This is a genomic window from Stenotrophomonas sp. 22DLJC03 (genome assembly GCF_056861405.1).
This window is the reverse complement of record NZ_JBSPUG010000003.1, coordinates 36,029-47,654: the sequence shown is the minus strand read 5'-3', so window position 1 is coordinate 47,654 and position 11,626 is coordinate 36,029. Positions and strand designations below refer to the sequence as shown.

The window sequence follows — 11,626 nt, the reverse complement described above, 5'->3', positions numbered from 1 at the left end:
GCGACCATGTTCAAGCTGATCATTGAAACAGCGGTTCGGCACCGCTGGCTGGTGGTGTTCATGGCGGCACTGATCGCCGCGGTGGGCCTGTTCCAGCTGGGCAAGCTGCCGATCGACGCGGTGCCGGACATCACCAACCGCCAGGTGCAGATCAACACGGTGGCACCGGCGCTGACGCCGGAGCAGATCGAGCGGCAGGTGACCTACCCGCTGGAGACCGCGCTGGCCGGCATTCCCGGCCTGACCACCACCCGTTCGCTGTCGCGCAATGGCTTCTCGCAGGTCACCGCGATCTTCACCGATGCCACCGACATCTACTTCGCCCGCCAGCAGGTGGCCGAACGCATGCGCGAAGCATCGGAAGACCTGCCCGACGGTGCGTCGCCGATGCTGTCGCCGGTCACCACAGGCCTCGGCGAAGTGCTGATGTGGACCGTGGACTTCACCGCGTTCGATCCAGCCAAGCTGGCCAAGCCGGGTGAAGCCGGCTGGCAGGCCGGTGAGGTCTACCGCACGCCCGAAGGCAACCTGCTGCGCACGCCGGAAGAACGTGCGACCTACCTGCGCACCGTGCAGGACTGGATCATCGCGCCGCAGATGCGCTCCAGCCCCGGTCTGGCCGGCGTCGATACAGTCGGCGGCTACGTCAAGGAATACGGCGTACATCCGGACAGTGCAAGGCTGGCCGCGCACGGACTCGGCCTGGCCGACCTGGTCACTGCCCTGCAACGTTCCAACGTGCAGGCCGGTGCCGGTTTCGTACAGCGTGCCGGCGAAGGCCTGGTGGTACGTGCCGATGGCCTGGCGCTGACCACCGACGATCTGGCGCAGGCCCCGGTGGCCACCCGCAATGGCGTGGTGGTGCGCGTGGCCGATGTGGCCGACGTTGACCTGAGCCGCGCACCGCGCCTGGGTGCGGCCAGCCGCAACGGCCACGAAGCCGTGCTCGGCACCGCGCTGATGATCGCCGGCGGCAACAGCCGCACCGTGGCGCAGGCAGCTGCGGCGCGCCTGGAACAGGTCAACAAGTCGCTGCCGGCGGACATCGTGGCAGCACCGGTGCTGGACCGCAGCGTGCTGGTCAATTCCACCATCAAGACCGTGGCCAAGAACCTCACCGAGGGTGCGCTGCTGGTGGTGGTGGTGCTGTTCCTGCTGCTGGGCAACCTGCGTGCAGCGACGATCACCGCGCTGGTGATTCCGCTGTCGTTCCTGTTTGCAGTGATCGGCATGAACCGCTTCGGCATCAGTGGCAACCTGATGAGCCTGGGTGCGCTGGACTTCGGCATCCTGGTGGATGGTGCGGTGATCGTGATCGAATCGACGCTGCTGATGCTGGGCCAGCGCCGCGCCGAACTGGGCCGTGCATTGACCGCGATGGAACGCCTGCGCGTGGCCGCCGATTCGGCGCGCAAGATGGCACGCCCGGCGGCCTTCGGCCAGCTGATCATCCTGCTGGTGTTCGCGCCGATCCTTACCCTGGAAGGCGTGGAGGGCAAGACGTTCCACCCGATGGCGGCCACTTTCATGCTGGCCCTGATCGGTGCTTTCATCTTCTCCTTCACCTTCGTGCCGGCGATGGCCGCACTGCTGGTGCGCGAGCCGAAGGTGAAGGACGGCGATGCGCATGCCGATGATGGCGAGCACGAGACCAAGCTGATCCGCGTGCTGCGCGCGCGCATCGAACCGGTGATCCGCAAGGCCGTGGACCATCCGCGCACGGTGGTGGTAGGCGCGGTGATGATGGTGGTGGTGGGCATCGGTTCGTTCTCGCTGCTGGGCCGCGAGTTCATGCCGACGCTGGACGAAGGCAACGTGGCGATGCAGGCCCTGCGCGTGCCGTCGACGTCGCTGGAGCAGTCGCTGGCGATGCAACTGGCGCTGGAAAAGGCGATTGCCAAGCAACCGGAAGTGGAGACCGTGTTCTCGCGCACCGGTACCGCCGAGGCGGCGATCGATCCGATGCCGACCAACATCTCCGACAGCGTGATCGTGCTCAAGCCACGCAAGGACTGGCCGGATCCGAAGCTGGGCAAGGATGCACTGGTGGCACGCTTCGAAAAGCTGGCCGGGCAGCAACTGGGCAACAGCTTCGAGTTCAGCCAGCCGATCGAGCTGCGCTTCAACGAGCTGATCTCCGGCGTGCGTACCGACCTGGCGGTGATGATCTTCGGCGATGATTTCAGCCAGCTGCAGAAGGTGGCCGACCAGGTGGCGCTGAAGCTGCGTGCGGTGAACGGCGCGGCCGACGTGCGGGTGGAACAGATCTCCGGCCTGCCCACGCTCAACGTGGCCATCGACCACGTGGCGGCGGCGCAGTACGGCCTGACCGCGGCCGATGTGAGTGACGCGCTGGCCACCGGCATCGGTGGTACCGCCGCCGGCAAGATCTTCGAAGGCGATCGTCGTTTCAACGTGGTGGTGCGCCTGGACGATGCCTCGCGCAACGATCCAGACCAGCTGGCCTCGCTGCCGATCGCCACGCCCGCGGGGCTGGTGATTCCGCTGTCGTCGGTCGCGCGCATCACAGTCAGCGAAGGACCCAACCAGATCAGCCGCAACAACGGCAGCCGCCGCGTGGTGGTGCAGGCCAACGTGCGTGGGCGTGACCTCGGCGGCTTCGTCGGCGAGGCGCAGGCAGCAGTGGCCGACGTGGCGCTGCCACCGGGTGCCTACCTGACCTGGGGTGGCCAGTTCGAGAACCTGCAGCGCGCGGAGAAGCGGCTGGCAACGGTGGTGCCGGTGGTGTTCCTGCTGATCGGCAGCCTGCTGTTCATGGCCCTGCGCAGCGGCAAGGAAGCCGTGCTGGTGTTCAGCTGCGTACCGTTGGCGCTGGTCGGCGGCATTCTCGCGCTGCTGCTGCGAGGCATGCCGTTCTCGGTGTCAGCGGCGGTCGGCTTCATCGCCGTCTCCGGCGTGGCCACGTTGAACGGCCTGGTGCTGATGCAGGCGATCCGCGAGCGCCTGGATGCTGGTGACCTACCGATGATGGCGGCGATCAACGGTGCGTCCAGCCGCATCCGCGCGGTGCTGACCACCGCGCTGGTGGCGATCGTCGGCTTCATTCCGATGGCGATTGCCAGCGGTTCCGGCGCGGAGGTGCAGAAGCCGCTGGCCACGGTGGTGATCGGCGGGTTGATCACCGCCACCGTGCTGACCCTGCTGGTGCTGCCGACCTTCGCTGCGCGGGTGGCCAAGCCAAGGGCGGTGGGGTGAAACATGACGGGGTCGGATCCTGCGATCCGACCCCGTTTTCCGATCCCCGGTAGTGCCGGCCGCTGGCCGGCAATGTCGAACGATTGCAGTGCGTGCAGGTTGCCGGCCAGCGGCCGGCACTACCTTGGACCGGTCAGGCCTTCTTGCGTTCGGCGATGTAGGCCTGGATCTGCTGTTCCAGCACCGGCAGCGGCACCGAGCCCTGCTTGAGCAGGGTGTCGTGGAAGCCCTTGATGTCGAACTTGTCGCCCAGTTCCTTCTCGGCCTGCGCGCGTAGGCGCACGATGGCGATCTCACCCAGCTTGTAGCTCAGCGCCTGGCCCGGCCAGGAGATGTAGCGGTCCACTTCGGTGGTCACTTCATGCTCGCTCAGCGCGGTGTGGTCGCGCAGGTAGGCCAGCGCCTGCTCGCGGGTCCAACCCTTGCTGTGCACGCCGGTGTCGATCACCAGACGCGTGGCGCGCCACATTTCGTAGGTCAAGCGGCCGAAATCCTCGTACGGGGTTTCGTAGATACCCATCTCCACGCCCAGCTTCTCGCAGTACAGCGCCCAGCCTTCGCCGTAGGCGGAGATGTAGGCGTTGCGGCGGAACTCGGGCAGGTTCTTCTGCTCGGCGGCGATGGCACCTTGCAGCGCGTGGCCCGGATCGGATTCATGCAGGGTCAGCGCCGGCAGGTTGTACAGCGGGCGCGACGGCAGGTTGTAGGTGTTGAGCCAATAGGTGCCCATGCCACCGCGGCCGGCGGTCCAGAACGGTGCGATGTCCGGCGGCACCGGCACGATGGTGAAGCGCGCGCGCGGTAGGGTCATGTACTTGCCCAGCTGACCGTCTGCCCGCTTGGAGATCCATGCGGCGCGCGACAGCAGTTCTTCCGGCGTCTTGGCATAGAACTGCGGGTCGGTACGCAGGAAGGTCAGGAACTCGGCAAAGCTGCCCTTGAACTTCACCTGCTTGATGATGTCGTTCATTTCCTTCTGGATGCGTGCCACTTCATCCAGGCCGATGCGGTGGATCTCGTCCGGCGACAGGTCCAGCGTGGTGTATTCGTGGATCTGCTGCTTGTAGTACGCCTTGCCGTCAGGCATCGCTTCGGCGGCCAGCGTGGTGCGCGCCTGCGGCACGTACTCGTTGACGAAGAAGGTGCGCAGCTGCTGGAACGCCGGCACCACCTTGCCACTGATCGCTTCACGCGCCTGCGCCTGCAGCTTGGCCTGCTCGGTGCCCGGGATGCTGTTGGGCAGCTTCTTGAACGGCGCGTACAGCGGCGATTCGGTCGGGTCTTTCAGCTCGGCGACGGTGGCGATGGACACTTCGCGGCCATCGAGCACCGCGCGCGGCACGCTGAAGCCACGCTTCAGGCCGGCGCGCATGTTCTCGGTCTGCTGGCCGAAGTAGCGCGGCACATCATTCAGGCGGGCGATGTAGTTCTGGTAGTCCTGCACGGTCTTCATCTCGCGCCGGGCCATGAAGGACAGGTTGGACCAGAACGACGAGTCGGCGTTGAACGGCATCTCGTAGCCACGCAGACGCGTCTCTTCGGCCAGGTTGAACACCTGGTCACGGTAGATCGCGTAGTTGACCTGGTTGTCGGCCGACAGGGTCTTCGGGTCGATCTTCTTCAGCGCGGCGAGGGTCTCGTCCCACACCTTCAGGCGCGCCTGCTGCGCGGCCGGGCCGACGTCGGGCATGCGCGTGGCATTGGCCGGAGCGTCCTCGTCCTCACTGGCCTCGCCGCCGCCATCCTGGCGCCACTTCCATTCCTTCTCGTACAGCGCGCGGAAGGCGGCGTCAGCGGGCGATTCGGTGGCCACGCTGGCCGGAGCCGTAGTGGCGGGAGGTGCGGCCAAGGCCATGGCGGGGGTGGACAGGGCGATCAGCAGGGCGACAGCAAGACGGGTTTTCACGAGCACAGGTTCCCGGGAAGGCAGACCCCGATCATGGCACCGCGCATCGCCCGTGGCATGGGACGAAGGTCCTGCATTGGCCGTGCCCTGGTAGCTGCCAACCTTGGTTGGCAGGCGGGAGACCCAGCGCCGAAGGCGCGTGGTAGCGCGGGGCCATGCCCCGCGAGCGCGCAACGCGGCCGACGTTGGCCGCCATCCCACAGCCGCCGGGCATGGCCCGGCGCTACCGATGCACGGCCGCTCTGGTAGCTGCCAACCTTGGTTGGCACCCGGAGAATCCCAGCGCCAACCAAGGTTGGCATCTACCGAAGACCTAGTGGCTGGCCTTGTCCCGCTTCCAGCCGCGGTGCTTGATGTCCAGCTGCAGGCTGTACAGCGCGGTGAACGCCGGGAACAGGTTCTGCAGCACGCCCACCGAGTCCTGCTTGGCCGAGAACAGGAAGTAGCTCAGCGTCATCAGGCTGCCGACCACGCTCATGTACCAGAACAGGCGCGGGATGACCGGCTTGCCGGCGCGCTTGGAGGCCACGAACTGGACCAGCCAGCGCCCACCGAACATCAGCGCACCGGTGTAGCCGATCAGCTTCCAGCCGGTCACATGCAGGCCGGTCCAGTACAGCCAGGTCAGCGGCTGGTCGAGCCAGTGCAGGGCCAGTGCCATCATCGCTCTTCCACCGCGGTGCGCTTGCTGCGGGTGATCAGCCAGGCCACACCGCGCAGATCGCGGATGCCGACCAGCGCACGGCCCAGGTTGTTGTACTTGGACACGCCGGCGGTACGGTGGCGGTGATTGACCGGCACGCTGGTGGTCTTCCAGCCGGCGCGCTGCATCAGCGCCGGCAGGTAGCGGTGCATGTGGTCGAAGTACGGCAGGTCGAGGAATGCGCTGCGCTCGAACAGCTTGATACCACAGCCGGTGTCGGGGGTGTCATCGCGCAGCATGCGTGCGCGGATGGCGTTGGCCCACTTGCTGGCCCAGCGCTTGCTGCCGCTGTCCTGGCGGTTGACGCGCCAGCCGGCGAACAGCTTTACCTGCGCCGCTGCGGTGTCACGGGCAGCCAGCAGCTTGGGAATGTCGGCCGGATCATTCTGGCCATCGCCATCGAGGGTGGCGATCCACGGCGCACGAGCGTGCTTGACGCCTGTTCGCACAGCCGTGCTCTGCCCACTCTGGTTCACGTGGTGCAGCACCCGCAGTTCCGGGGTGGTGGCCTTCAGGCCCTGCAGCACCGCCAGGGTGTCATCGCGCGAGTGGTCATCGATGTAGACGATCTCGAACGGCAACCGGCCACGCAGGGCAGCGGTGATCTCGGCCACCAGCGGTGCGACGTTGTCGCGCTCGTTGAACACCGGGACGACGACGGAAAGCTCGGGTTGGCTCATGGGGGACTCGGCCAAGAGGGAACAAAGACCGCGCATTCTCCGAAACCAAGGTTATCCGAAGATGAATCCGGTTGTGTGAGGATCCACTCTCAGGCGCGGTCGCCAAAATACTCGCGGCACCACTGCACGACGGGCGGCAGCCCCGCTTCGATCGGGGTGACCGCATCGAAGCCGAATGCGTCATGTGCACGCCGGGTATCCGCCATCGTGCGCACCATGTCGCCCGGCTGCATCGGCTTGTAGACCTTCTGCGCAGGGCGGCCGGCAGCCTGTTCGATCACGCTGATGAAGCGCTCCAGCTCGACCGGCGTATGGTTGCCGAGGTTGAACACCCGGTGCGGCACCGGACCATCGGCCGGATGCGCGAGCGCGCCGAGGATACCGGCCACGATGTCGGAGACATGTGTGAAGTCGCGCTGCATGCGGCCTTCGTTGAACACATCGATCGGCCGCCCGGCCAGCACCGCGCGCGAGAACAGCAGCGGAGCCATGTCCGGCCGGCCCCACGGCCCGTACACGGTGAAGAAGCGCAGGCCGGTGGCATGCAGGCCGTACAGCTGCGCGTAGGTGTAAGCCATCAGCTCGTTGGCCGCCTTGGTCGCCGCGTACAGCGAGCGCGGCTGGTCCACGCGCTGGTCTTCGGAAAACGGCGGCGTGGCCGAATCACCGTAGACCGAGCTGCTCGACGCATACACCAGGTGCTGCACGCCACGGTGGCGGCACAGCTCGAGGATGTTGACGAAGCCGACCAGGTTGCTGTCGACGTAGGCCTGCGGGTTTTCCAGCGAATAGCGCACGCCCGCCTGTGCAGCCAGATGGATCACCGCCGTCGGCTTCACCTCGTCGAACAGCGCGGCCAGGCCCTGCTGGTCGGTCAGGTCGAGGGTGCGCAGGTCCAGCGTCGGGCACAGTGCGGCCACGCGGTCGCGCTTGATCTGCGGGTCGTAGTAGTCGTTGAAGTTGTCCAGGCCGACCACGGGCCGACCCGCCTCCAGCAGCGCGCGGGCGGTGTAGGCACCAATGAAGCCGGCAGCGCCGGTAAGCAGGATGGTCATGGCAGGGGCCCGGAAGCAGAAATTCAGACCCCTGATGTTACCGGTCTCAGAACAAACCGAAACGCTTCCTGGCCACGTTGACGCGCCCGGGCTCGATCACGTCCTGGATGTTCTTCGCATCGAAGCGGTCGAGCAGCGCTTCGGCGCCCTTCTTCAGCTTCAGGTCCATTTCTTCCGGATACAGCGGGATGATGGTCATGAAACTGATGACCTTGCCGTCCTCCAGCGCCAGCTCGGCGAAGTCTTCCGGGGTGGTTACCGGCGGCAGCACGATGGCGCCATCGAAACCCACGCCCGGTGCGTAGGGCTCGCTGGGATGGCCATTGGGAATGGTGTGGCCGAAACCCAGCCAGGTGTCGTACTCGTGCGGCAGCCGTGCCAGTCCCTTCAACAGGCGCACCGGCCAGTAGTTGCGCTCATCCTCGAAGGCGTCCTGCGAGATCGGCCAGTCGGCCGGCAGGGTCACCATCAGTTCCATGTAGCGCGGCACGTCCGCGTCCACCTCGTCGGGCACGGTCATCGGCAGGTCGCTCATGCCCGAGGTCACCAGCCGCAGATACGGAAACTGCTCAGTGGCCGGCACCACGTGCACGTCGATGTGCACCAGGTCGGAGATGATTTCGTGGAAGACACCGGACACCGGGCCGAGATGGCGCTCGATGTGCGCGCCGATCGCCTCGATGTGCTCTTCGCCCTGCGGCGGAGTGAAGTCCTTCTCGCGGCTGTGCACCATGATCGGGCTGCCGCCCGGGCTGACGTCGTCGAAGGCGTTGCTCATGTCCTGCTCCCTGGATGAGACCACGGGCCGGAGAGCAGTGCATCCCACGGCGCGCGCGGCGGTGCGTTCCCTGTCAATTGCAGGACGCGGCAGGAACAGGCCGCGCCCCCCCGTCGCGACGCCGGACTCAGGCCTGGCGGGCGCGCAGCTTTTCCAGCACGCCGTCCAGGGTATCCAGGTCGGTGTAATGGATGATCAGCTTGCCCTTGCCACCGCGGCCGTGGCTGATCGCCACCTTGGCACCCAGCGATTCGGACAGCTCGGTTTCCAGCGAAGCGATATCGGCCTGCTGCACCTTCGGCGTGGCCACCGGACGGTTGCTCGGCACCTTGCCGGCGGCGAAGGCCTGCGCACGGCGCTCGACCTCACGCACCGACCAGCCTTCATCGGCCGCTTCCTGCGCCAGCTTGCCGGCCAGTTCGGGGGCCAGGGTCAGCAGTGCACGGGCGTGGCCCATTTCCAGGCGGCGGGTTTCCAGCAGCAGGCGGATCGCCACCGGCAGCTCCAGCAGGCGCAGCAGGTTGGACACCGCCGCGCGCGAGCGGCCGACGGCCTCGGCGGCCTCGGCATGGGTCAGGGTGAATTCGCTGATCAGGCGCTGCAGCGCCTCGGCTTCTTCCAGCGGGTTGAGGTCTTCGCGCTGGATGTTCTCGATCAGCGCCATCGCGATGACGGTGCGGTCTTCCAGCTCGCGCACCACCACCGGCACTTCGTCCAGGCCGGCCAGCTGCGATGCACGCCAGCGGCGTTCACCGGCGACGATTTCGTAGTTGCCTGCCGGCAGCTGGCGCACCAGGATCGGCTGGATCACGCCCTGCGACTTGATCGAGTCGGCCAGCTCGGACAGCTTGCCCTCGTCCATCTCGCGGCGCGGCTGGTACTTGCCCGGCTGCAACTGGCCCACGGCCAGCTTGCGCAGCACTTCACCCGGCAACGGTTCGATCACCGCGGTGCTGGCCTGCACCTGGCTGACCGCACCCTTGGGACCCAGCAGGGCATCCAGGCCACGGCCGAGGCCTCGCTTCTTGGCTGCCGGCTTGCTGCTGGTCATCAGACGATCTCCACGGCCTTGCCGGCCTTGTTGCGTTCGTTGTTGCGGCGGATGATCTCGCCGGCCAGGCCCAGGTAGGCGACGCCACCGCGCGAGGCGCGGTCGTAGCCGACGATGCTCTGGCCATGGCTGGGCGCCTCGGCCAGGCGCACGTTGCGCGGCACGATGGTGCGGAACACGCGGTCGCCGAAGTGCTCGGTCAGCTCGGCCGAGACCGCGTTGGCCAGGTTGTTGCGCACATCGAACATGGTGCGCAGCACGCCTTCGATCTCCAGCGCCGGGTTGAGGTTGGCACGCAGCGCCTCGATGGTTTCCACCAGCGCGCTCAGGCCTTCCAGTGCGTAGTACTCGCACTGCATCGGCACGATCACCGAGTCGGCGGCGGCCAGCGCGTTGAGCGTCAGCAGCGACAGCGCCGGCGGGCAGTCGATCAGGATGTAGTCGTACTCGTCGCGGATCGGCGCCAGCGCACGCTTCAGGCGCTGCTCGCGCTCGCTCTGCGCCATCAGCTGGATCTCGGCCGCAGTCAGGTCGATGTTGCCCGGCAGCAGGTCGTAGCCTTCGGCAGTCTGCACGCGCACATCGGCGGCGCTGGACTCGCCCAGCAGCAGATCGTAGGTGGAGGAGACCAGCTCGCGCTTGTCCACGCCACTGCCCATGGTCGCGTTGCCCTGCGAATCCAGGTCGACCAAGAGCACGCGCTTGGGTGCGTTGGCCAGGGAAGCGGCCAGGTTGACGGCGGTCGTGGTCTTGCCGACGCCACCCTTCTGGTTGGCGATGGCGATGATGCGGGCCATGCGGGTGTGCCTCGTCGACGTGTGCTGGGACCGGTCATTATGCGTACAACCGGCCCCTTGCGGAAATCGTGAATCGCCAACCCGTTGTTCCACAAGGGGCTGGCGACGGGAATCAGGGACCTGTAACGGTGACCAGGTGGCGTTCGCCGGCCAGGCCGGGCACGCTCAGCGGGGTCACCTCGCGCACCTGCCAGCCAGCCGGCAGCTCCGCGATCTCTTCATGCGGGTAGACGCCCTTCATGGCCAGCAGCACGCCACCGGGGCGCAGCAGGTGGCCACCAACGCGGACGATGCCGGCCAGGGTGTCCATCGCGCGCGCGGTCAGCTGGTCGTAGTGGCCAGCTTCGTCCAGCGCCTCGGCGCGCGATTCGGCCACGCGGGCATTGCCCAGACCGAGCTGGCGCACGGCCTCGCGCATGAAGCGCGCCTTCTTGCCGTTGCTCTCCACCAGGGTGACCTGCAGGCCCGGGCAGGCGATCGCCAGCGGGATGCCGGGCAAGCCGGGACCGGTACCGAGGTCGGCCAGGCTGCCATCAGCCACGAACGGCTGCATCGCCAGCGAGTCGAGCAGGTGGCGGGTGACCATCTCCTGCGGGTCGCGGATGGCGGTGAGGTTGTAGGTGCCGTTCCAGCGGTGCAGCAGGGCCAGGTATCGCAGCAGCGGCGGCGCCAGCGCGGCGTCCAGGCCCATGCTGGCCAGGCCCTGTTCCAGCGTGGCAGCCACGCTGGCGGGAAGTGGGTGTTCGCTCATGCCGACATTATCGCCGGTTTTGCGCGCTGATTCCCCGCTTCAGTACGGATACCAGGCCAGAGCAGCGCGGAATTGCCCGGTGGCCTGCCATTCGTGCAGATGCCAGCGCGCGGCCACGCCCAGTTCCGGGTCGCACCAGCGCAGGTGCAGGGCGCCATCGGCCCCCGGGGCCAGCTGCAGGCGGTGCAGGCCGAACGAGATGCCCTGCCCGTGTGCCTTCAGCATGGCTTCCTTGGCGCACCACACGCGGAAGAACCAGTGCTCGCGCCCGGCCTCGTCCAGGCTTTCCAGCCAGGCCACTTCCTCGGGGTGGAAGAAGCGCTGCACGATCTCCATCAGGCGGGCCCGCGGCCGCAGCAGCTCCAGGTCGACGCCCAACCGCACGCCCTCGCCCAGTGCCACAAGCAGCACCTCGCCACTGTGGCTCCAGCCAGTGCCGTAGTGGGCCAGCGCGCCGCTCAGCTCCGGCCGGCCCTTGTCATCGCGAACCAGTGGCAGCGTCTCCGGGTCGGTGCCCAGCGCCTGCGCCAGCACCTGCCGCGCCTGCGGTTCGCCGCGGTGGCCCGGCACGTGCGGGCGCCGCCAGACCGTTACCGGGCCGAAGCGCCACGGGCCGTCGAGGGTGGCTGGCAGGCTCATCCGCACGCGCCCATCACGCAATTGCACGACGGGTTCACAGCCATGCGCGT

General features: G+C 67.3%; 10 protein-coding genes. 1 reads left to right on the top strand and 9 read right to left on the bottom strand.

From position 1 onward, the window contains the following. The first annotated feature begins 6 nt into the window (after positions 1 to 6). On the top strand, positions 7 to 3,216 hold the full coding sequence (locus AC13GA_RS10905; protein WP_426354822.1) for an efflux RND transporter permease subunit: 3,210 nt from the start codon (positions 7 to 9) through the stop codon (positions 3,214 to 3,216). 133 nt (positions 3,217 to 3,349) lie between these two features. Here the strand turns inward: AC13GA_RS10905 and AC13GA_RS10900 are convergent, their stop codons facing one another. From AC13GA_RS10900 to AC13GA_RS10860, 9 genes are all read right to left on the bottom strand, one after another. Then, positions 3,350 to 5,122, bottom strand: a complete 1,773-nt coding sequence (locus AC13GA_RS10900; protein ID WP_482998111.1) for a DUF885 domain-containing protein — start codon at positions 5,120 to 5,122, stop codon at positions 3,350 to 3,352. A gap of 313 nt (positions 5,123 to 5,435) precedes the next feature. Next, complete coding sequence (locus AC13GA_RS10895) at positions 5,436 to 5,783, bottom strand: lipid-A-disaccharide synthase N-terminal domain-containing protein (RefSeq protein WP_046983511.1); 348 nt, start codon at positions 5,781 to 5,783, stop codon at positions 5,436 to 5,438. Further along, positions 5,783 to 6,505, bottom strand: coding sequence for a glycosyltransferase family 2 protein (locus AC13GA_RS10890; protein WP_482998110.1), 723 nt, complete (start codon positions 6,503 to 6,505; stop codon positions 5,783 to 5,785). The genes AC13GA_RS10895 and AC13GA_RS10890 overlap by 1 nt, the downstream gene beginning before the upstream one ends. Before the next feature lie 89 nt (positions 6,506 to 6,594). Continuing rightward, entirely contained in the window at positions 6,595 to 7,560 is a 966-nt protein-coding gene (locus AC13GA_RS10885) for an NAD-dependent epimerase/dehydratase family protein (RefSeq protein WP_046983444.1), read from the bottom strand. A 46-nt stretch (positions 7,561 to 7,606) separates the two neighbouring features. Further along, a complete protein-coding gene (locus AC13GA_RS10880; protein WP_482998109.1) occupies positions 7,607 to 8,338 on the bottom strand; it encodes a suppressor of fused domain protein in 732 nt (243 codons plus the stop codon). 127 nt (positions 8,339 to 8,465) lie between these two features. Continuing rightward, positions 8,466 to 9,389: a ParB/RepB/Spo0J family partition protein gene (locus AC13GA_RS10875; RefSeq protein ID WP_046983442.1), complete on the bottom strand. Its 924-nt coding sequence runs from the start codon at positions 9,387 to 9,389 to the stop codon at positions 8,466 to 8,468. Then, a complete protein-coding gene (locus tag AC13GA_RS10870) occupies positions 9,389 to 10,186 on the bottom strand; it encodes a ParA family protein (RefSeq protein ID WP_046983441.1) in 798 nt (265 codons plus the stop codon). The genes AC13GA_RS10875 and AC13GA_RS10870 overlap by 1 nt, the downstream gene beginning before the upstream one ends. A 112-nt stretch (positions 10,187 to 10,298) precedes the next feature. After that, a complete protein-coding gene (gene rsmG / locus AC13GA_RS10865; RefSeq protein ID WP_012512505.1) occupies positions 10,299 to 10,937 on the bottom strand; it encodes a 16S rRNA (guanine(527)-N(7))-methyltransferase RsmG in 639 nt (212 codons plus the stop codon). Between the two features lie 39 nt (positions 10,938 to 10,976). Next, the gene (locus AC13GA_RS10860; RefSeq protein WP_482998108.1) at positions 10,977 to 11,576 is read right to left on the bottom strand and encodes a 4'-phosphopantetheinyl transferase family protein; all 600 of its coding nucleotides are present in this window, start codon (positions 11,574 to 11,576) and stop codon (positions 10,977 to 10,979) included. Positions 11,577 to 11,626: the final 50 nt, after the last annotated feature.